23 protein-coding genes are annotated in these 20,810 nt (G+C 64.6%); 14 read left to right on the forward strand and 9 right to left on the reverse strand.

What is annotated here, in order from left to right:
* Positions 1 to 134 precede the first annotated feature (134 nt).
* From ppsA to dnaB, 7 genes are all read left to right on the forward strand, one after another.
* Complete coding sequence (gene ppsA, locus EJI00_RS17975) at positions 135 to 2,528, forward strand: phosphoenolpyruvate synthase (protein WP_126748859.1); 2,394 nt, start codon at positions 135 to 137, stop codon at positions 2,526 to 2,528.
* Positions 2,529 to 2,732: 204 nt separating this feature from the next.
* Positions 2,733 to 3,281: a hypothetical protein gene (locus EJI00_RS17980; protein ID WP_126748860.1), complete on the forward strand. Its 549-nt coding sequence runs from the start codon at positions 2,733 to 2,735 to the stop codon at positions 3,279 to 3,281.
* 115 nt (positions 3,282 to 3,396) lie between these two features.
* On the forward strand, positions 3,397 to 3,771 hold the full coding sequence (gene rpsF / locus EJI00_RS17985; RefSeq protein ID WP_126748861.1) for a 30S ribosomal protein S6: 375 nt from the start codon (positions 3,397 to 3,399) through the stop codon (positions 3,769 to 3,771).
* Positions 3,772 to 3,778: 7 nt separating this feature from the next.
* Positions 3,779 to 4,096 (forward strand): primosomal replication protein N, encoded by a 318-nt coding sequence (priB, locus tag EJI00_RS17990; RefSeq protein ID WP_260590769.1) that lies wholly within the window; start codon positions 3,779 to 3,781, stop codon positions 4,094 to 4,096.
* 21 nt (positions 4,097 to 4,117) lie between these two features.
* Positions 4,118 to 4,399 (forward strand): 30S ribosomal protein S18, encoded by a 282-nt coding sequence (rpsR, locus tag EJI00_RS17995; RefSeq protein WP_007830781.1) that lies wholly within the window; start codon positions 4,118 to 4,120, stop codon positions 4,397 to 4,399.
* Between the two features lie 12 nt (positions 4,400 to 4,411).
* Positions 4,412 to 4,864 (forward strand): 50S ribosomal protein L9, encoded by a 453-nt coding sequence (gene rplI / locus EJI00_RS18000; RefSeq protein WP_126748862.1) that lies wholly within the window; start codon positions 4,412 to 4,414, stop codon positions 4,862 to 4,864.
* Positions 4,865 to 5,036: 172 nt separating this feature from the next.
* Entirely contained in the window at positions 5,037 to 6,446 is a 1,410-nt protein-coding gene (gene dnaB, locus EJI00_RS18005; protein WP_126748863.1) for a replicative DNA helicase, read from the forward strand.
* Here dnaB and EJI00_RS18010 read toward each other — a convergent pair.
* The 7 genes from EJI00_RS18010 to EJI00_RS18040 form a co-directional block, all read right to left on the reverse strand.
* Positions 6,440 to 7,180, reverse strand: a complete 741-nt coding sequence (locus tag EJI00_RS18010) for a helix-turn-helix transcriptional regulator (protein ID WP_126748864.1) — start codon at positions 7,178 to 7,180, stop codon at positions 6,440 to 6,442. The genes dnaB and EJI00_RS18010 overlap by 7 nt on opposite strands.
* Positions 7,180 to 7,647: an MGMT family protein gene (locus EJI00_RS18015; protein WP_126748865.1), complete on the reverse strand. Its 468-nt coding sequence runs from the start codon at positions 7,645 to 7,647 to the stop codon at positions 7,180 to 7,182. Before EJI00_RS18015 ends, EJI00_RS18010 begins: the two co-directional genes overlap by 1 nt.
* Positions 7,644 to 8,111 (reverse strand): GyrI-like domain-containing protein, encoded by a 468-nt coding sequence (locus EJI00_RS18020; protein WP_126748866.1) that lies wholly within the window; start codon positions 8,109 to 8,111, stop codon positions 7,644 to 7,646. The genes EJI00_RS18015 and EJI00_RS18020 overlap by 4 nt, the downstream gene beginning before the upstream one ends.
* 54 nt (positions 8,112 to 8,165) lie before the next feature.
* Positions 8,166 to 8,537: a VOC family protein gene (locus EJI00_RS18025; RefSeq protein WP_126748867.1), complete on the reverse strand. Its 372-nt coding sequence runs from the start codon at positions 8,535 to 8,537 to the stop codon at positions 8,166 to 8,168.
* 161 nt (positions 8,538 to 8,698) lie between these two features.
* Positions 8,699 to 10,510: a PhoH family protein gene (locus tag EJI00_RS18030; protein WP_126748868.1), complete on the reverse strand. Its 1,812-nt coding sequence runs from the start codon at positions 10,508 to 10,510 to the stop codon at positions 8,699 to 8,701.
* 211 nt (positions 10,511 to 10,721) lie between these two features.
* Positions 10,722 to 11,198 (reverse strand): peroxiredoxin, encoded by a 477-nt coding sequence (locus tag EJI00_RS18035; protein WP_007830801.1) that lies wholly within the window; start codon positions 11,196 to 11,198, stop codon positions 10,722 to 10,724.
* Positions 11,199 to 11,333: 135 nt separating this feature from the next.
* Positions 11,334 to 11,717 (reverse strand): Mth938-like domain-containing protein, encoded by a 384-nt coding sequence (locus tag EJI00_RS18040; RefSeq protein WP_126748869.1) that lies wholly within the window; start codon positions 11,715 to 11,717, stop codon positions 11,334 to 11,336.
* A 100-nt stretch (positions 11,718 to 11,817) separates the two neighbouring features.
* On the opposite strand from EJI00_RS18040, the gene EJI00_RS18045 reads away from it, so the two are divergent.
* From EJI00_RS18045 to EJI00_RS18070, 6 genes are all read left to right on the forward strand, one after another.
* Complete coding sequence (locus tag EJI00_RS18045; RefSeq protein ID WP_126748870.1) at positions 11,818 to 13,047, forward strand: pyridoxal phosphate-dependent aminotransferase; 1,230 nt, start codon at positions 11,818 to 11,820, stop codon at positions 13,045 to 13,047.
* A 25-nt stretch (positions 13,048 to 13,072) separates the two neighbouring features.
* A complete protein-coding gene (locus EJI00_RS18050; RefSeq protein WP_126748871.1) occupies positions 13,073 to 14,395 on the forward strand; it encodes a homoserine dehydrogenase in 1,323 nt (440 codons plus the stop codon).
* 21 nt (positions 14,396 to 14,416) lie between these two features.
* Positions 14,417 to 15,832: a threonine synthase gene (thrC, locus tag EJI00_RS18055; protein ID WP_126748872.1), complete on the forward strand. Its 1,416-nt coding sequence runs from the start codon at positions 14,417 to 14,419 to the stop codon at positions 15,830 to 15,832.
* Positions 15,833 to 15,916: 84 nt separating this feature from the next.
* Complete coding sequence (gene mobB, locus EJI00_RS18060) at positions 15,917 to 16,462, forward strand: molybdopterin-guanine dinucleotide biosynthesis protein B (RefSeq protein ID WP_126748873.1); 546 nt, start codon at positions 15,917 to 15,919, stop codon at positions 16,460 to 16,462.
* Positions 16,455 to 17,732, forward strand: coding sequence for a gephyrin-like molybdotransferase Glp (gene glp / locus EJI00_RS18065; RefSeq protein WP_126748874.1), 1,278 nt, complete (start codon positions 16,455 to 16,457; stop codon positions 17,730 to 17,732). Before mobB ends, glp begins: the two co-directional genes overlap by 8 nt.
* A gap of 14 nt (positions 17,733 to 17,746) precedes the next feature.
* The gene (locus tag EJI00_RS18070; protein ID WP_126748875.1) at positions 17,747 to 17,998 is read left to right on the forward strand and encodes a MoaD/ThiS family protein; all 252 of its coding nucleotides are present in this window, start codon (positions 17,747 to 17,749) and stop codon (positions 17,996 to 17,998) included.
* On the opposite strand, the gene EJI00_RS18075 is transcribed toward EJI00_RS18070, so the two are convergent.
* A complete protein-coding gene (locus EJI00_RS18075) occupies positions 17,985 to 18,881 on the reverse strand; it encodes a 4-hydroxy-tetrahydrodipicolinate synthase family protein (RefSeq protein ID WP_126748876.1) in 897 nt (298 codons plus the stop codon). The two genes, EJI00_RS18070 and EJI00_RS18075, sit on opposite strands and share 14 nt — an antisense overlap.
* Before the next feature lie 254 nt (positions 18,882 to 19,135).
* On the opposite strand from EJI00_RS18075, the gene EJI00_RS18080 reads away from it, so the two are divergent.
* On the forward strand, positions 19,136 to 19,612 hold the full coding sequence (locus tag EJI00_RS18080; protein ID WP_126748877.1) for a molybdenum cofactor biosynthesis protein MoaE: 477 nt from the start codon (positions 19,136 to 19,138) through the stop codon (positions 19,610 to 19,612).
* Positions 19,613 to 19,737: 125 nt separating this feature from the next.
* On the opposite strand, the gene EJI00_RS18085 is transcribed toward EJI00_RS18080, so the two are convergent.
* Positions 19,738 to 20,733, reverse strand: coding sequence for a Bug family tripartite tricarboxylate transporter substrate binding protein (locus EJI00_RS18085; RefSeq protein WP_126748878.1), 996 nt, complete (start codon positions 20,731 to 20,733; stop codon positions 19,738 to 19,740).
* Between the last annotated feature and the right edge of the window lie 77 nt (positions 20,734 to 20,810).

The raw sequence follows: 20,810 nt of genomic DNA on the forward strand, positions 1-20,810 counted from the left end.
CAGGCCATTATCGGGAATCCGCTTTCCCTTGACCCAATTCTTTCCATGCACGCCGCGCCAGCACCCAAAGCAACGACAACGATCGTGCCGCGCCGCCTGCATGCAGCACCGGTTTCAACTTCTGGAGCTTTCCCATGTCTGCACTTTTCGACGCGACCGCCCTGGTCGTACCGTTTGAAAACCTGAGGATGACCGACGTCGAGTCGGTCGGCGGCAAGAACGCCAGCCTCGGCGAAATGATCTCGCAGCTGCCGCAGGGTGTGCGGGTGCCCACGGGCTTTGCGACCACGGCGCACGCGTTTCGCCAGTTTCTGGCCCACGATGGGCTGGCCGACAAGATCAGCAAGCGGCTCGCAGCCCTGGACACCGAAGACGTGCGGGCGCTGGCCGCGGCGGGTGCTGAAATCCGCGCCATGGTCGAGGCCCAGCCTTTTCCGGCCGATCTGCAGAAAGCCATTACCGAAGCGTTCGCAAAGCTGAGCGCCGGCAATCCCGCCGCCTCTTTCGCCGTGCGCTCCTCGGCCACCGCCGAAGACCTGCCGGACGCTTCCTTTGCCGGCCAGCAGGAGACCTTCCTCAACGTGGTCGGCATCGAAGACGTGCTGCACAAGATGAAGGAGGTATTTGCCTCCCTCTACAACGACCGCGCGATCAGCTACCGCGTTCACAAGGGCTTTGCGCACGACGTGGTGGCGCTCTCGGCCGGCGTGCAGCGCATGGTCCGCTCCGACCTTGGCGCGGCCGGCGTGATGTTCACCATCGACACCGAATCCGGCTTCGAAGACGTGGTGTTCATCACCTCGAGCTACGGCCTGGGCGAAACGGTGGTGCAGGGCGCCGTGAACCCCGACGAGTTCTATGTGCACAAGCCCACACTGCGTGCCGGCAAGAAGGCCGTGATCCGCCGCAATCTCGGCTCCAAGCTGATCCAGATGGAGTTCGCGACGCCGGAAGAGAAAAAGGCCACCGGCAAGCTGGTGAAGACCACCGACGTCAAGGCCGAGCAGCGCAACCGCTATTCGCTGAGCGATGCCGATGTCGAGCAACTCGCCAAGTACGCGCTGGTCATCGAAGAACACTACGGCCGCCCGATGGACATCGAGTGGGGCAAGGACGGCACCGACGGCCAGCTCTACATCCTGCAGGCGCGTCCTGAAACGGTGAAAAGCCAGCAGCAAGGCAAGGCCGAGCAGCGCTACAAGCTGCTGGGCAAAGGCGCCGTGCTGGCCGAAGGCCGTGCCATCGGCCAGAAGATCGGCACCGGCCCTGTGCGGCTCGTGTACAACATCAGCGAGATGGACAAGGTGCAGGCCGGCGACGTGCTCGTTACCGACATGACCGACCCGAATTGGGAACCGGTGATGAAGCGCGCTGCCGCGATCGTCACCAACCGCGGCGGGCGCACCTGCCACGCGGCGATCATCGCGCGCGAACTCGGCATTCCGGCGGTGGTGGGCTGCGGTGATGCCACCGACCTGCTGAAAGAAGGCACGCTGGTGACCGTGAGCTGCGCCGAGGGCGACACCGGCTTCATCTATGACGGCCTGCTCGAAACCGAAGTGACCGAAGTGCAGCGCGGCGTGATGCCCGAGATCGACATCAAGATCATGATGAACGTCGGCAACCCGCAGCTGGCCTTCGACTTCGCGCAGCTGCCCAACCATGGCGTGGGCCTGGCGCGGCTCGAGTTCATCATCAACAACAACATCGGCGTGCACCCGAAGGCGATCCTCGACTATCCGAACGTCGACAACGACCTGAAAAAGGCCGTCGAGTCGGTGGCGCGGGGCCACGCGTCGCCGCGCGCCTTCTACGTCGACAAGGTGGCGGAAGGCATTGCGACCATTGCCGCGGCCTTCTGGCCCAAGCAGGTCATCGTGCGCCTGTCGGACTTCAAGTCGAACGAGTACCGCAAGCTCATCGGCGGAAGCCGCTACGAGCCGGAAGAAGAAAACCCGATGCTCGGCTTCCGCGGTGCCGCCCGCTACCTGAGCAAGGACTTCGGCGAAGCCTTTGCCATGGAATGCGAGGCGCTCAAGCGCGTTCGCAACGACATGGGGCTGACAAACGTGCAGATCATGGTGCCCTTCGTGCGAACGCTGGGCCAAGCCGAACGCGTGACCACGCTGCTTGGCGAGCACGGCCTGAAGCGCGGCGAGAACGAGCTCAAGCTGATCATGATGTGCGAAGTGCCGAGCAATGCCGTTCTGCCCGAGGAGTTCCTGAAGTTCTTCGACGGCTTCTCGATCGGCTCGAATGACCTGACCCAGCTCACGCTTGGCCTGGACCGCGATTCGGGCCTCGAACTGCTGGCCGCCGACTTCGACGAGCGCGACCTGGCCGTCAAGGCGCTGCTGAGCCGGGTCATCAAGGCCTGCAAGGCCGAAGGCAAGTACGTCGGTATCTGCGGCCAAGGCCCCAGCGACCATCCGGATTTCGCGCTTTGGCTGGCGGAAGAGGGCATCGAATCGATTTCGCTGAACCCGGACAGCGTCATCGACACCTGGCAGCAGCTCGCCAAGCGCTGACGAAAAAAGGGCGGTTGTAACCGCCCGGTGAGGCGGCCGTGGAAATCCCCATTGGGGAAATTCCCGCTTCCGCAGGGCACAAATGAATCAAAATGTGTTCTTTATGCCAGACTTGTGACGCTCACAAGGGCGGCAGTCGCTTGCGGGTTGCGCATGGCGAAATTGCAGTCGCGCAAACCGGCGGTACATCGCGGAAGAAACATCATGATTCTTGTCAAGACAGAAGCCGGACAGCAGGTGTTCAAGGACCGTTCTGTGCCGCTTTCGCCGCGCCAGCGCACGGCGTTCATCCTGTTCGACGGCAAGCGGGCGGTCGAGGATGTACTGGCCGCGGGAAATGGAATTACGCGCGAAGAGATCGACCAGATGGTCGATCTCGGGCTGCTCCAGCCGGCCGCAGGGAGCAAGGCGGCGGCGGCGCCCAAGGCGCCCGAGCCCGCCGCCGCAAGCAAGACGGCAGCAAACGCCGCGCCGCAACCTTCCGGCGGAAGCAGGCCGCCCGAGGCGGCAAAGCCGAAGCCGGCCGAATCCGCAGCCGCCCCCGCTGCGGGCCGCAGCAGGCAGCAGCGCTACAAGGACGCCTATCCCATCGCCACCCAACTGACCGGAGCCCTCGGGCTGATGGGCTTTCGGCTCAACCTGCAGGTCGAGGGCACCACGAGCTATGAAGACCTGGTGGCGCTGGCGCCCAAGATTCGCGCTGCGGTGGGCGCCGAGAAGGCGGCCGCCCTCGATAAGGCCTTGAACGACTGAGCGCTGGACCAATGCCGCGCCTATAGTGCTACAATAGCCGGCTTTGCCTTGCCACACTGCGCCCGACGCTGCAGGTGGCTTTTCCTCTTCCACGGAAGAATCCACAAGGAGTGCCATGCGTCACTACGAAATCATTTTGCTGATCCACCCGGATCAGAGCGAACAAGTTCCGGCCATGCTGGAGCGCTACAAGGGCCTGATCACGGCCGGCGGCGGCAAAGTCCACCGCGTTGAAGACTGGGGCCGCCGTCAGCTGGCTTACCAGATCAACAAGCTCAACAAGGCGCACTATCTGTGCGTCAACATTGAAGCCGAACAAGCCGTGATGGGCGAACTCGAACACGCGTTCAAGTTCAACGACGCCGTGCTGCGCCACCTCACCGTCCAGAAGAAGAAGGCCGAAACCGGTCCTTCGTCGATGATGAAGACGGTCGAGCGCGAAGAAGCGCGCAAGGCCCAGCAGGCCGAGTACGCCGCCAACAACAGCTGATAGCGGCGTGACCGCTGCCGCTGCTGCGGCAACCGGGGTCAATCAGCTCCTGCTGACAGCCTCCGTTGCCGAACTCGGAACCATGCGATACACGCCCGCCGGCCTTCCCGCCATCGACCTGAAGCTCGAACATGAGTCGACGCTTCAGGAGGCAGGAAAAGCCAGGCAGGTGAAAACGGCCCTCAAGGCCGTTGCCTTCGGCGCCATCGCCGAACGGCTCGCAACGCAGTCGATGGGAAGTCTCTGGTGTTTTCAGGGATTTCTCGCGACACCGGGCAACGGCAAGCATCCGGTCCTGCACATTCAGGATTTTCAGCAAAATTAATTTTCGACAAGAGGTCCCCAAATGGCCACGTTCAAGAAATTCAACAAAGACAAGCGCCCGAAGCGCAACACCCAGTCGCTGCTGTTCAAGCGGAAGCGCTTCTGCCGCTTCACCGTCGCCGGCGTCGAGGAAATCGACTACAAGGACATCGACACGCTGCGTGACTTCATCAGCGAAAACGGCAAGATCATTCCCGCACGCCTGACCGGCACGCGCGCGATCTACCAGCGCCAGCTCAACACCGCGATCAAGCGCGCACGCTTTCTCGCGATGGTGCCGTACAGCGACCAGCACCGCGTCTAAGGAGCAAGCACCATGCAAATCATTCTTCTGGACAAGGTTGTCAACGTCGGTGGCCTGGGCGATATCGTCAAGGTCAAGGACGGCTACGCACGCAACTTCCTGATTCCGTCGGGCCGCGCCCGCCGCGCCACCGCTGCCAACAAGGCCGAATTCGAAGCCAAGCGCGCCGAACTCGAAAAGGCTGCAGCCGCCAAGCTGGCCGAATCGCAAGCCCAGGGCGAGAAGCTCGGCGGCACGACCATCAAGCTGACCCAAAAGGCTGGCGTTGACGGCCGTCTGTTCGGCTCGGTCACCAACGGCGACATCGCCGAAGAGCTCGGCAAGCAAGGCTACAAGGTTGCCAAGTCGCAAGTGCGCCTGCCCAACGGCCCGATCAAGGTCGTCGGCGACAGCACCGTGAGCGTTGCGCTGCACACCGACGTGGTGGTCGACATCACCGTGACGGTCTACGGCGAAACCGCCTGATCGTCATTGCGGCGCCTTGTGCGCTGCCGCAAAAGCCGCCTCCGGGCGGCTTTTGTTTTTGTGCCTCTGAGTTTTCCACTCCGTTGCACCGGAAGATCACCGTTTATTCACAACCTTGTCCACACGCGCAACGCTGTGCGCGGCTTAGCATGCAGGGTTGCAAGGGAAGTCCATGTCTGCCGTTTTCTCCTATGCCGACAATGACCCGTCGGCCGATCGCCAAGTCGCCAAACTCCGTATTCCGCCTCACTCGATCGAGGCCGAGTCGAGCGTGCTCGGCGGCCTGCTGCTCGACAACGGCGCTTGGGACCGCATGGGCGACCTGCTGGTCGACGGCGACTTCTACCGCCACGAACACAAGCTGATCTACGCAGCCATCGGCGGGCTGATCAATGCCAGCAAGCCGGCCGACGTCATTACGGTCTACGAGCAGTTGCAGGGCTTGGGCAAGGCCGAGGAAATCGGCGGGCTGGTCTACCTGAACTCGCTCGCGCAATACGTGCCCAGCGCGAGCAACATCCGCCGCTACGCCGAGATCGTGCGCGAGCGCTCCATCCTGCGAAAGCTGGTGTCCGCGAGCGACGAGATCGCGACCAACGCCTTCAACACGCAGGGCAAGTCGGTCGACAAGATCCTGGACGAGGCCGAGCAGAAGATATTCAACATCGGCGAAGAAGGCACGCGGATGAAGCAGGGCTTCCAGAGCATGGATGCCTTGGTGGTCGAGCTGCTCGACCGCGTGACCGAGATGGCCGAGAACCCGAACGACATCACCGGCGTGCGCACGGGCTTCTACGAGTTCGACAAGATGACCTCGGGCCTGCAGCCGGGCGACATGATCGTGCTGGCCGCGCGTCCCTCCATGGGCAAGACCTCGCTGGCCATCAACATTGCCGAGCACGTGGCATTGAACGAAGGGCTGCCGGTGGCGGTCTTCTCGATGGAAATGGGTGCTTCGCAGCTGGCGGTGCGTATCGTCGGCTCGATCGGCCGCATCGACCAGGGGCACCTGCGCACCGGCAAGCTCAGCGACGAAGAGTGGCCGCGCCTGACCGAAGCCATCGAGAAGCTGCGCAACGTGTCGCTGCACATTGACGAGACCCCGGGCCTCACCACCAGCGAGCTGCGCGCCAACGCGCGCCGCTTGGCGCGCCAGTATGGGCGCCTCGGCCTGATCGTGGTCGACTACCTCCAGCTCATGAGCGTGTCGACCAGCATGAACGACGAGAACCGCGCCACGGCGGTGGGCGAAATCTCGCGCGGCCTGAAGATGCTCGCCAAGGAGCTCAAATGCCCGGTGATCGCACTTTCGCAGTTGAGCCGCGGCGTCGAAAGCCGTACCGACAAGCGTCCCATGATGAGCGACCTGCGCGAATCCGGCGCCATCGAGCAGGACGCGGACATCATCATGTTCATTTACCGCGACGACTATTACGACAAGAACAGCAAGGAGCCGGGCGTGGCCGAGGTGATCATCAGCAAGCACCGGAACGGGCCCACGGGCACCGTGAAGCTGGCCTTCCTCAAGCCGCTCACCAAGTTCGAGAATCTGGCCAGCTACGGCAGCAGCGACGACTACTGACGCTGCGGGCTTGTTGTGGCTGCCGCTGTTTCTTCAGCCTTGCATTCGGCCGCAGCCCGCGCCTTCAGCTGGCGCATCATGTCCGCCAATGTCTTGCCCGCTTCGTCGCGAAACCGCTCCGGCAGCACATCGACCGCATCCATGCGGTCGAGGCGAAACCCTCGAAAGTCGCTGCGCAATTCGCACCAGGTCGAAAGCGTCCAGACCTTGCCCCAGTAGAAGCAGCCGAGTGGACGCACGGTGCGTTCGCTGGCATCGCCCGATACATCGCGATAGCTGAGGCGCAGCTTCTGGTGCGCTTCCACGGCCTCGCGCAAGATCTGCAGCCTTGCCCGGATGGTGTCGTCCAGGCCCAGCGCGGGCGCATAGAGCGCCAGCGCCTCAGCCGACACGCGTGCCGCCGCCGGCAGCACCGAAAGTATTTTGCCCAGCCCTGTTTCGATGTTGCGCGCCAGCGCCGGGTCGACCCAGCTCTGCGCCAGCCGGGCCGCGGCCACGAGCGCGGAGGCTTCTTCCTGGCTGAACATCAGCGGCGGCAGCTCGAAGCCCGCGCCCAGCCTGTAGCCCACGCCGGCTTCGCCTTCGATGGGCACGCCCTGGTGCTGCAGATCGGCGACATCGCGGTACACGGTGCGTTCCGACACTTCCAGGCGCTGCGCCAGGAAGGCGGCCGTGGTGAGCCGGCGGCCGCGGATGATCTGCACGAGCTGGAACAGGCGGTCGGCGCGGCGCATCAGTGTGTCCGGGCCAGTTTCTTCGCGAAGTCTTCGACGAAGTAGCGCTTGCCGCGCTGCACGACCGTGTGGCCTTCGGCCTCGAGCCTTGTCATTTGCGCCTCGATGCCGCCCGGGTACTTGGCATTGAGCTCGCCGCCGATCTTGAGCGTGCGCCAGTAAGGCGTCTCGGCCTCCGCCTGCACGGCTTCTGCGGCCGCATGCGCGACCATGTGCGCAAAGATCGCCGTGGTCACCGTGCAGCCGATGGTGGCACCGTGGCGCACGGCAATGTGCTCGCCAATGCCAAAGACGGTGGCGAGCCGGCCTTCCGGAACTTCCCGCATCGCCTCTTCGACCTCGCGAGGTGAGGGCGTCGCGATGGTCCCCTCGCCGTGCCGCTTGCGCAAAGGCGGGGGAATCTCCTTGACGTTCGGCAGATGAGGGTAGCCGGCGAGCCTGTCGCGCCAGCTCTTCTTGGTGCTCATGAAACTCCGATGTGGATCGCCACTTTGTCAGGCCCGTCGTACGCTTCGAAATCGCTGCGGTAGCGGCGCTTGATTGTGGGGTTTGCCTCGAAATACTGCCAGATGCGCTGCCAGGTATCGATCACCATGTGCGGCATTTCCCCTTGGCCTGAAAAGACGAGGTAGTCGCCGGCTTCGATGCCGACTGCCCCTGTTCCGTCCGAAACGGCCACACCCACAGTCACGTCGAACGCGCCATGGGCGTCGGACTCGTAGCCGGAGTACACGCCGAAGATGCGGGCGTCCTGCGTGCGGTGGGGCGTCGAGCGGTAGGGCTCTTCGGTGAAGAAGCGATTCCACAACGGGCCAATGCGGGCCGTGGCGGCGTCGTTCTCTTCGCTGTTCTTGGTGCGGGCCGTGAGGCCCGCGACCTGAAATTCGCCATGGTGCTGGCGGACCGGTTCCATCTGGTTCTTCTCCTGCATGAATGATGTCTTGATGTTGTTGGGGTCGTGTTACGAAGCGCTGCGGCTCGTCGATCAGGCAAGGGCGTGGAGCCCGACTTCGTTGCCCTCTGTGTCGCGCAAATGGGCGATGAAACCCATGCCCTCGGGCAGCGCCGATTTGGGCGCCACGATCTGGCCCCCGGCCGCCTCGACGCGGGCAAGCACGGCATCGATGCTCGGCATGCAATCGAGGTAGATGCGGATGCCGATGCCCGCGTGTGCGCTGGGGTTGGCGCCGGCCTGCAGGGCACCGCCAGTTGCCGGATTGTCGTAGGGAAAGACCGCCAGCGTTTCGCCGCCGAACTCCTGCCGGCGCAGCGTGCGGCCAAGAACGGTTTCGTAGAAGGCTTGTGCGCGGTCGATGTCGGCGACCGGAATCTCGAACCAGTTGATGGCGTTTTGCATGAAGTGCTCTCTTTCGTTTGTGCGTTGAAGGAGCCTTGATGGTGCGGACAGGCTCCTGACAACGTCGTGTCAGGAGCCTGTCACCACGGACGAAAAAAAGGCCCGCGATGCTCCTGGGAGCATCGCGGGCCTTGATCGATCGGCGGTCGCGGGAAAGCGCCTTAGAGCACGTCGCTCGCGAAGTCGGCCAGCCGCGAACGCTCGCCGCGCGCCAGCGTGATGTGCCCGCCGTGCGGCCAGCCCTTGAACTTGTCGACCGCGAAAGTCAGGCCCGAGGAGCCTTCCGTGAGGTACGGCGTATCGATCTGCGCGAGGTTGCCCATGCAGATGATCTTGGTGCCCGGGCCGGCCCGGGTGATCAGCGTCTTCATTTGCTTGGGCGTCAGGTTCTGCGCTTCGTCGATGATCACGTACTTGTTCAGGAAGGTGCGGCCGCGCATGAAGTTCATGCTCTTGACCTTGATGCGGCTGCGGATCAGCTCGTTGGTGGCCGCGCGGCCCCATTCGCCGGCGCCGCCGCCGTCGCCCTTGGCCAGGAACTCGAGGTTGTCGTCGAGCGCACCCATCCAGGGGCCCATTTTTTCTTCCTCGGTGCCGGGCAGGAAGCCGATGTCCTCGCCCACGCTCACCGTGGCGCGGGTCATGATGATCTCGGTATAGCGGCGGTCGTCGAGCACCTGCGTCAGACCCGAGGCCAGCGCCATCAGCGTCTTGCCGGTGCCGGCGGTGCCGGTGAGGGTGACGAAATCGACCTCCGGGTCCATCAGCAGGTTCATCGCGAAGTTCTGCTCGCGGTTGCGCGTGCTCACGCCCCACACCGCGTTCTTGCCCGAGCTGTAGTCCTTCAGCGTCTTGAACACCGCGGTCTTGTCGCGGATTTCGGTGACGCGCGCATACATGCTCGGCTCGCCCGGCGCCTCGAAGTACACGAACTGATTGATGTACAGGTTGGGCACCAGCGGGCCGCTGATCCGGTAGAAGGTGCTGCTGCCGCTTTGCCAGCTCTCGACCGTCTTGCTCTGGCGCGTCCAGAAGTCTGCCGGCAGCGCGAGCGAGCCTGCGTAGAGCAGGTCGCCGTCTTCCAGCGTCTTGTCGTTCTGGTAGTCGTCGGCGGCCAGGCCGAGGGCGCGCGCCTTGACGCGCATGTTGATGTCCTTCGACACCAGCACCACCTCTTGCTTGGGGCGGCCTGGCTGGTCCTTGGCGTACTGGTCGCGCAAGGCCTGGACCACGCCGAGGATCTGGTTGTCCGCCTTGCCTTGGGGCAGGCTGACCGGCAGCGAATAGTCGAGCGGCGCGGTCTGGAAGAACAGCTTGCCGCCGGCCTCCCGGTGGCCCGTCGTGTCGAGTTTCAGGCCCTTGGCAATGTCGGCGTCCTGCGCCCCGGCCAGGGCGTCGAGGGTGCGGCTGGTCTGGCGGCCGTTGCGGGCGACTTCCGTGGTGCCCTTCTTGTGGCCGTCCAGTTCCTCGAGCACGATCATCGGCAGGAAGATGTCGTGTTCCTCGAAGCGGAACAGGCACATCGGATCGTGCAGAAGCACATTCGTGTCGAGCACGAACAGCTTGGCCGGTCCAGTGGACTTGGCGCGCTTGGTGCGGGCCGGGGCTTGCGGCACCGCAACTTGCGCCGGCGCCGGCACATAGGCCGCCGGAGGTGCTTCAGGCTCGCCGCGGGCAGCGGGCCGGTGCTCCCGGTTTCGATCCTCGTTGCGTTCCTGGTTCCGCTCCTGGTTGCGGGACGAGGCAGGTTTCGACCGGCCACGCGTCGCAGGGGTGGCCTCCGCGCTGCCGCCTACCGCTTCGGCGGCGTTGCGGTCGAACAATTCCAAAGGCTGGGAGCCGCTCGTCGAGGCCGAGTCGGCGCGCGATTCGCCCGAGCGGCGAGATCCCTTGTGCGAGGAGCGGGCGGGTGCATCGTGCGCATCCGGCGAGAGCAATGCGGCGCGTTTCGTGGGGGCGGGAGGCAATGGCATGTGTCAGGTCGCTCGCAGGAGTTGGAAACCAGAAAACGAAAAAGCCGCCTGTAGACCAAGGCGGCTTTGTTCGGGGGATGCGGTCGTGGAGCTCAACGGCATGAGGCCATTATGCACACCGGCGGTGACGCGTCTCGTGCTCTTTGCACCGTTCGTTGGGCATTCCCCACGAAGCGATGCAAAAGCGCACAGAAGCCGCTTCTTGTAACCGTCAGGCGGCCTTTTTGAGCGCCTTGACGGCCTTGAGCACGTCGTCGACATGGCCGGGGACCTTGAGGCCGCGCCATTCGGCCTTCAGGATGCCGTCGGCGCCGATCAGGAAGGTGCTGCGCTCGATGCCCTTGACCTTCTTGCCGTACATGATCTTGTTCTTGACCACGCCGAACATGTGGCACATTTTTTCTTCGGTGTCGGCGATGAGTTCGAACGGGAGTTCGAGCTTGGCCTTGAACTCGTCGTGCGACTTCATGTTGTCCCGGGACACGCCGAACACGGTGGCGCCGGCTTTTTCGAAGTCCTTGTAGCGGTCGCGGAACTGCATGGCTTCGGTCGTGCAACCCGGAGTGTTATCTTTCGGGTAAAAATACATGACCAGCACGTGGCCGAGGTGCGAGGTATTCGAAACTTTCAAGCCGCCCGTGGCGTTGGCGTCGAATTCAGGAATGGGTTTGTTGACAACGATCGCCATGAAACTTGTTTTCTCCGTTGGTTTCCATTGAATCGAGCTCTTTCGGGCACACTCGATGAATGGAGGATTGGTCGTTGCTAACTGAGGGCAGCTGGCCTGTTCGCAACCCGGTATTTTACCCCGAAAAGCTCCCCCTCAGCCATCCTGGGGCGGTTCGACCAGCAGGGCGGCAATCACATGGCGGCCTTCGCCGGCCAGGATGTTGTAGGTGCGGCAGGCGGCGGGGGTGTCCATGGTCTCCACGCCGGTGCGCTTGGCCATGAGCGGCTGCAGCCAGGCGGCCTGCGGAAAGCGGATGCGCGATCCGCTTCCAAAAATGATTAATTCCGCGCCAAGCGAGGCCAGTTGGGCGAAATGCTCGGGCCCGAGCTGGTCGAAGCGGGTGCAATTCCATTCGAAGCGCTCGCCCCGGGAGCCGACCACCACGCTGCCCTCGACCTTCTCGTTGTTGATCGCAACCCACCCGGGGCCGTGAGCGGTAAGGGACTGGGCGTCGGATTTGTCGGGCTGGAGCTTCATCGGGGCACTGGGAACTGTGGTCAAATTATAGATTTTCCCCAGTGACACGAGGCCTCCAAGGGCCTTTCGACATCGAGTAACCCGCGCCCGGGAGGGCCCTTTGAAGCAGTTCAAGAAATCGGCCAAGCTGGCCAACGTGCTCTACGACATCCGCGGCCCCATCATGGACGCCGCGAAGCAGATGGAGGAAGAGGGCCAGAAGATCATCAAGCTCAACATCGGCAACCTGGCCGTGTTCGGTTTCGATGCGCCCGAGGAAGTGCAGCAGGACATGATCCGCAACCTGCCGGCCTCGGCGGGTTATTCGGACAGCAAGGGCATCTTCGCGGCGCGCAAGGCCGTGATGCACGAAACGCAGAAGCAGGGCATTGCCGGCGTCACGCTCGACGACATCTACCTGGGCAACGGCGCGAGCGAACTGATCGCCATGGCTACCAACGCGCTGCTGAACGACGGCGACGAAATGCTGCTGCCGGCGCCCGACTATCCCCTGTGGACGGCCGCATCGAGTCTTTCGGGCGGCACGCCGGTGCACTACCTGTGCGACGAGGCCAACGGCTGGATGCCCGACCTGGACGACATCCGAGCCAAGATCACGCCCCGCACCAAGGGCATCGTGGTCATCAACCCGAACAACCCGACCGGCGCGCTCTATTCCGACGAGCTGCTCAAGAGCATCGTGGCCATTGCGCGCGAACACGATCTCGTGATCTTCGCCGACGAGGTCTACGACAAGGTGCTGTACGACAACGTCAAGCACACCGCCATCGCGAGTCTTTCGACCGACGTGCTCACGCTCACCTTCAATTCGCTTTCCAAGAGCTACCGCTCCTGCGGCTATCGCGCGGGCTGGCTCGTGGTCTCGGGCGACAAGAAGCGCGCGCAAGACTACATCGAGGGGCTGAACATGCTCTCGAACATGCGCCTTTGCGCCAACGTGCCCGGCCAGTGGGCCATTCAGACCGCGCTTGGCGGCTACCAGAGCATCAACGACCTGGTGGGCGACGGCGGCCGGCTGCGGCGCCAGCGCGACCTGGCCTACGAGTTGATCACCGCCATTCCGGGCGTGAGCTGCGTCAAGCCCAGCGCCGCGCTCTACATGTTCCCGAAGCTCGATCCGAAGATCTATCCCATCGAGGACGACCGGCAGTTCTTTCTCGAGCTGCTGAGAGAAACCAAGGTCATGCTGGTGCAGGGCACGGGCTTCAACTGGGCCACGCCGGACCACTTCCGCATTGTGTTCCTGCCTCACGAGGACGACCTGCGCGAAGCGATCCACCGCATTGCCAAATTCCTGGAGCTGTACCGCCTGCGCAGCAAGACCGACTGACACGAATCCTCAACGCGAATCTCCAATGAAACCCATTCAAGTAGGCCTGCTCGGTGCAGGCACGGTCGGTAGCGGCACTTTCAAGGTGCTGCTGCGCAATCAGGAAGAAATCAAGCGACGTGCGGGCCGGGGCATCGAGATCACGATGGTGGCTGACCTCGACCAGGCGCGTGCGCGCGAAGTGGCAGGCGAGGGTGTGCGTGTCGTCGCGGACGCGCGCGACGTCATTGCCAATCCGGACATCGACATCGTCATCGAACTGATCGGCGGCTATGGCGTTGCGAAGCAGCTGGTGCTCGAGGCCATTGCGGCCGGCAAGCACGTGGTCACGGCCAACAAGGCGCTGCTCGCCGTGCACGGCACCGAAATCTTCGCGGCCGCGCATGCCAAGGGCGTGATGGTGGCCTTCGAGGCCGCGGTGGCCGGCGGCATTCCGATCATCAAGGCATTGCGCGAGGGCCTCACGGCCAACAGCATCCAGTGGCTGGCCGGGATCATCAACGGCACCACCAACTTCATCCTTTCCGAGATGCGCGACAAGGGGCTCGACTTCGCCACCGTGCTCAAGGAGGCCCAGCGCCTGGGCTACGCCGAAGCCGACCCCACCTTCGACATCGAAGGCGTGGACGCCGGCCACAAGGTCACGCTGATGAGCGCCATCGCCTTCGGGATTCCGGTGCAGTTCGACAAGGCGCACATCGAGGGCATCACCAAGCTCGCGGCGCAGGACATCAAGTACGCCGAACAGCTCGGCTACCGCATCAAGCTGCTCGGCATCACCAAGCGCACCGCGCAGGGCATCGAACTGCGCGTGCACCCCTCGCTCGTGCCGTCGAAGCGGCTGCTTGCGAATGTGGAAGGCGCGATGAACGCGGTGGTGGTGCATGGCGACGCCGTCGGCACCACGCTGTACTACGGCAAGGGCGCGGGCAGCGAGCCGACCGCCAGCGCGGTGATTGCCGACTTGGTCGACATCACGCGCCTGCACACGGCCGATGCCGCGCACCGCGTGCCGCACCTGGCTTTCCATCCCGACGCCATGAGCGACCTGAAGGTGCTGCCGATGGCCGAGGTGGTCACCAGCTACTACCTGCGCCTGCGCGTGGCCGACCAGGCCGGGGTGCTTGCCAAGGTCACGGGCCTGCTCGCCACCGCCGGCATCAGCATCGACGCGGTGCTGCAGCGCGAAGCCGATGAAGTGGGCGGCGAGGGCTCCACGCAGACCGACCTGATCATCCTCACGCACGACGCGCGCGAAGGCACGGTGAACGACGTGCTCGCTGAACTGCAGGCGCTCCCCACGGTGCTGCAGCCGATCGTGCGTATCCGCAAGGAAGAGCTGTCCTGAGGGCGGCGCAAGAGAACCATCGTGAACTACCTGAGCACCCGCGGGCACCCGGACCGCAAGCGTTTCTGCGAAATCCTGCTTGAGGGCCTTGCGCCGGACGGCGGGCTCTACCTGCCCGAGCGCTATCCGCAAGTCCACACCCCCACGCTCGCGAAATGGCGCGACCTGCCGTATGCGGAGCTGGCCTTCGAGATTCTCTCGCTCTACATCGACGACATTCCGCCGGCCGACCTGAAAGCCATCTGCGCGAAGACCTACACGCCCGAAGTGTTCGGCAGCGAAGAAATCGTGCCATTGCGCGAGCTGGAAGACGGCGTGTACCTCGAGGCCCTGTCCAACGGCCCCACGCTCGCCTTCAAGGACATGGCTATGCAACTGCTGGGCAACCTGTTCGAATACGAACTGGCCCGCCGCGGCGCCGAGCTCAACATTCTTGGCGCCACCAGCGGCGACACCGGCAGCGCGGCCGAGTACGCCATGCGCGGCAAGAAGGGCGTGCGCGTCTTCATGACCTCGCCGGACGGCCGCATGAGCCCGTTCCAGCAGGCGCAAATGTTCAGCCTGCAGGACGAGAACATCCACAACATCGCCATCACCGGCGTGTTCGACGACTGCCAGGACATCGTCAAGGCGGTGTCGAACGACCTGGGCTTCAAGCGCAAGTACCGCATCGGCACGGTCAACTCGATCAACTGGGCGCGCCTGCTCGCGCAGGTCGTCTACTACTTTGCCGGCTACTTCCAGGCCACCGGGGGCAACGACAAGCCGGTGAGCTTCACCGTGCCGTCGGGCAACTTCGGCAACGTGTGCGCAGGCCACGTGGCCCGCATGATGGGCCTGCCCATCCACACGCTGGTGGTTGCCACCAACGAGAACGACGTGCTCGACGAGTTCTTCCGCACCGGCATATACCGCGTACGCGTGGCCGCCGATACGCACGAAACATCGAGCCCCTCGATGGACATCAGCAAGGCCAGCAACTTCGAGCGCTTCGTGTTCGATCTGGTGGGCCGCGATGCCGCCAAGCTTCGTTCGCTGTTCGTCGACGATCTGGGCAGCCAGGCCCGCTTCGACCTGAGCGGCGAGCCCGCGTTCAAGCAGGTGGCGGAACGCTTCGGCTTCAAGAGCAGCCGCAGCACGCACGCCGACCGGCTCGCGACCATTCGCGACACCGAGAAGCGCTTTGCCACGCTGGTCGATCCGCACACGGCCGACGGCCTCAAGGCCGCGCGCGAGCACCTCACGCCCGGCGTGCCGATGGTGGTGCTCGAGACCGCGCTGCCAATCAAGTTTGCCGCCACCCTGGTGGAAGCGCTCGGCCATGAGCCCGCGCGTCCGGCCAGGTTCGAAGGCATCGAGGCGCTGCCCAAGCGCGTGGTCAAGCTTCCGGCCGATGTGGAGGCCGTGAAGGCCTACATCGCCCAGAACTGCGACTGATCTTCGCCATTTGCCGCAATGGCTGTCCCGCATCCGCGCATTTGCATTCGGCTGCCGCTCAGGTAGCAGCCACAGGAACTCGTCATGAAGGTGATCGGCTTTTCCGGGTACTCGGGTTCGGGCAAGACCACGCTGGTCGAGCGCCTGATTCCGGTGCTCAGGCTCCATGGGCAGCGCGTGTCGGTGGTCAAGCATGCGCACCACAAGTTCGACATCGACCATCCCGGCAAGGACACCTACCGCCACCGCGAGGCAGGGGCTTTCGAGGTGGTGGTGGCATCGGACAAGCGGCTTGCGCTGATCCGCGAGTTCGAGCAGCCCGCGCAGCTCACGGTGCACGACCTCATTGCTGAGCTTCACGACGGCGTCGACTGGGTGCTGGTCGAGGGCTTCAAGCACAGCGACCTGCTGAAGATCGAAGTGTGGCGTGCGCCCGAAGCAGGCCAGGCGCCTCGGCCTTCGAAGTACATCGACGATGCCTTCGTGACCGCCATTGCCACCAACGCACCCGAAGGACTGCCGGCGCCTACCAACCTGCCCATGTTCGACCTCGACGACATCGAGGGCATCGCGCAGTGGCTGATCGACAGCGGAAGCCGCTTCGAATACAACCCCGAACATCATGGCTGACACCGCTCCTCACTCGCGCCCGCCGCTGATGGCGCTCGACGAAGCCCTGGCCACTCTGCTCGAAAAAGCGCAACCGACGCTGCCCGCTGAAAGCGTTGCCACCTTCGACGCGGACGGCCGGGTGCTCGCGCAAGACCTTGTCTCCGCGCTCACCGTGCCGCCGCGGGACAACAGTTCGATGGATGGCTATGCCGTGCGCGTGGCCGACTGCGCCGCGCCCGGCGCCTTGCTCCAGGTTGCGCAGCGCATTCCCGCCGGAACCGTGGGCACGCCGCTGGCGGCCGGCACGGCGGCGCGCATCTTCACCGGCGCGCAGGTTCCCGAGGGCGCCGATGCGGTCGTCATGCAGGAAGACACGCAGGCGGTGCCGCAGGAGGGCGGGCTTGGCGCCGTGCGCATCCAGATCGCTCCCGCTGCGGGTCAATGGATTCGCCGCGCGGGCGAAGACGTGGCCTCCGGCGACGTGGTGCTGCGCAAGGGCGAGCGCCTGACGCCCGCCGCGCTGGGGCTCGCCGCGAGCATCGGCTTCGATCGCCTCCAGGTGGCACGCCGCCCGCGCGTGGCGCTGCTGTCCACCGGCGACGAACTGGTGATGCCCGGCGAAGTCGCGCCCGAGGCCATGAAGCCCGGCGCAATCTACAACTCCAACCGCTTTTTCATGCGCGCCTTGCTGCATCGGCTGGGCTGCGAGGTGAACGACCTGGGCATCGTACCCGACAAGCGCGAAGCCACCATCGAGGCGCTGCGCGGCGCCGCCGAGGGCAGCGACCTGATCATCACCACGGGCGGCGTGTCGGTGGGAGAAGAAGACCACATCAAGGCCGCGGTGCAGGCGCTTGGCGAACTGCAGCTGTGGTCGCTCTCGATGAAGCCCGGCAAGCCTTTCGCCTACGGATCGATTCCCAGGGCCGGAGGCGATGCGAAGGGACGCTGCCACGTGACCGGGCTGCCCGGCAACCCCGTCTCCAGCTTCCTGACCTTTCTGTTGCTCGTGCGGCCCTTTCTGCTGACCCTGCAGGGCGCCACGCGCGTGGCGCCCGAGCCCGTGCCGATGCGCGCCGACTTCGACTGGCCGCGCGCCGACAAGCGCCGCGAGTTTCTGCGCGCGCGGCGCAACGCGGCCGGCGGACTCGAGCTGTTCGCCAACCAGAGCTCGGGCGTGCTGACGTCGATGGTCTGGGGCGACGGTGTCATCGACAACCCGCCCAGCCAGCCTTTCAAGGCCGGCGACACGGTGAAGTTCATTCCCTTGGCCTCGCTGCTGGCCTGAAGCGCATTTCCGACATGAAGGTCCAGATCCGTTATTTCGCCTCCGTGCGCGAGGCGCTTGCCACCGGCGGCGAAACCGTCGAAACCGGCGCCGGCACGCTGGCCGCCCTGCGCGACGAGCTCATTGCGCGCGGCGGGGCATACGCCACGGCCCTTGCACGCGGCAAGGCGGTGCGCATGGCGCTCGACCAGGTCATGAGCGACGAAGCGGCCGCGCTGCGCGAGGGCGCGGAAGTCGCCTTCTTCCCGCCCGTTACAGGCGGCTGAGCTGGGCGTTCAGCTCTACCAGCCGGTCGCGCAACGCACCGGATGCGCGCGTCATCGGCGAACGCAATTCGTTGCTCATCGATCCGTCATGCGCCAGCAGCGCCTTCAGCGGCGCCGGGTTCGGTTCGGCAAACAGCATCTCTATCAACGGCTGCAGCAGCTGCCACTCGGCGCGCGCTTCCGCAAGCCGGTTCTCGGCCAAGAGGCGCAGCACCTGCACAAAGCGGCGGGTCTGCACATGGCCACTCGCCGCGATGGCGCCCACGCCGCCTTCGGCCACCGTACTGAAGATCTGGTGGTCTTCGCCGCACAGCACCTGGAGCCTGCCGTCCGCAATCACGGCCCGCGTCTTGGCCATGTCGCCGCCGCAGTCCTTGATGCCGCGGATGCGCGGGTGCTCCGCGAGCGCCAGCAGCGTTTCGCGCGCAATGGTCGCGCCGGTGCGGTAGGGAATGTCGTAGACCAGCACCGGTGCGGCGCTGGCGTCGGCAATGGTGCGGAACCATTCGAGCAGCCCAGCCTGCGACGGCCGGATGTAGTGCGGCGCGGGCACCTGCAGCCCCGCCAGCGGCCGTTCGGCGAGCCGCCGTACCCAGGCCGTCGTCTTGCCCAGGTGATAGCCCGACAGGCCCATGATGATCGGCAGCCCGCCGGCGGCGGCTTGCACCGTGTCGAGCGCGGCCAACTGCTCCGCTTCGTCGAGCGCCGCGGCTTCGCCCGTCGAAGCACAGACCACGAAGCCGGACACGCCGTCGTCGGCGAGCCGGCGTGTCAGCGCCGAGAGCGCGGCGTGGTCGACGGCGCCGCTGCGAAACGGCGTGACAAGAGGAATCCAGAGGCCCGAGAAATCAGGATTGGCGGAGGAGTTTGACGATTGCGACACGCGAGCTTCCTTTGTGGAATCGACCGATGGAAAAGAACCGTCGTTCGATGCGCGCGCAACCCAAATCGGGGCCAAGGCCTTTTGCAGGTTCCGTCGCTCATCCGACGACGGAACCGCAGCTCCGGTCAGACGAGCTTTGGTTTTTTGGCTTTGCTGCTTTGGCGCGCACGGCTGCTTTCCAAGTGCGAAAGCACCGTGAAGAGCGTGGCGTGGCAAGGCATTGCCGAAGTCTAGCGCGGTGCCACAATCCCGGCATGAGCGATGCACGCGTTTCGATCCAGACAGCCGATTTCGACCTGGGACAGGAGGTTGCCGCGTTGCGTGCCGGCGACAAACGCGTGGGCGCGGTGTGCAGTTTTGTCGGCACGGTCAGGGATCGCAACGACGGCAGCAACATCGCATCGATGGAGCTGGAGCACTACCCCGGCATGACCGAGAAGGCCATCGAGGCCATGATCGACGAGGCGCACAAGCGTTTCGATATCTTGGATGCACGGGTCATCCATCGCGTGGGCCTGCTGCAGCCGCTCGACCAGATCATGATGGTGGCGGTGGTGTCAGCCCACCGCGGCCAGAGCTTCGAGGCCTGCGAGTTTCTGATGGACTACCTGAAGACGCAGGCGCCGTTCTGGAAGAAGGAACAGACGCCTGAAGGCGCGCGTTGGGTGGATGCGCGCGTGAGCGATGACGCGGCATTGGCGCGCTGGGGTATTACCGCCAACAACGCCTGATCTTTTCCCTCTCCCTCTGGGAGAGGGCAGGGTGAGGGCAAGCGGCCCTGGTTGAGCGCCGCGCCTCATCGGCGGCACATGCCCTCACCCCAACCCTCTCCCAGAGGGAGAGGGGGCAAGAGCGGTCAAAGAGGCTTGAACCCGCTCGACTGAATGATCCGTTCCCAAGTCTGCGTATAGCTGCGCACGCGGCCCGCAAACTGCCCTTGCGGCTCGTACGCCACGGTGAGCCCCATCGTGGTCAGCTTCTGCTTCACGTCGGGCATGGCCAGCACCTTCTGCAGCGCCTCGCCGTACTTGTCGATGATCGGCTGCGGCGTGCCCACGGGTGCGAAGATGCCGTAGTAGGGCAGGTCTTCCAGGTTCGAGAAGCCCAGTTCGGTGAAGGTCGGCACGTTCGGCAGCACGGCCTGGCGCTTGGCGCCGATAGAGGCGACGATGCGCACCTTGCCCGCCTTGTGGTTCTCGATGAAGTCGGGCACCGAGGCAATGCCCGCGGTGATCTGGTTGCCCAGCATGTCCGCCGTCATCGGCGCACTGCCGCGGTAGGGCGCGGGCTGCACGTCGATCTTGTATTTGTCCGAGATCATCTTCACCAGGAACTCGGGAATCGAGGCCGGCGCCGGGATGCCGATGGTTTCCTTGCCGCCGCGCTGGGTGCGGATCCACTTCACGTACTCATCAATGCTCTTGGCCGGCGTGCCGCCCGACACTGCGAGCACGTTGGCGAAAGTGGCGAAGCCGGCCACGGGCACGAAGTCGGTTGCCGGGTTGAAGCCCGGGTTCTTGACCACCTGCGGCAGGATGGAAATCGAGTGGTCGTGCGAAAGGAACAGCGTATGGCCGTCGGCCGGGGCCGCCTTGAGCGCCTGGGCTGCAATTTGCCCGCCCGCGCCGGCGCGGTTTTCGACCACCACCGGCACGCCCAATACGTCCTTGAGTTTTTCGCCCAGCGTGCGTGCAATGGCGTCCGTGCCCGCGCCGGCCGGAAAGCCGACCAGGATGCGGACGGGCGTGCCTTGCGCCTGCGCAACGCCTGCGAGGCCCATGGCCGCTACAAAGAGACCGACGCCGAGCGCCCGGCGAACCGGATGAGGGCGCTGCTGCATTGAAAAAACCATGATCGACTCCATTCGAAAAATGACGAGGCACAGTGCAATAGCCGTGCCCGATGCGCCGGACATCTTGAATCGCGCCC

This window comes from Variovorax sp. DXTD-1, assembly GCF_003984625.1.
Lineage (GTDB): Bacteria > Pseudomonadota > Gammaproteobacteria > Burkholderiales > Burkholderiaceae_C > Variovorax.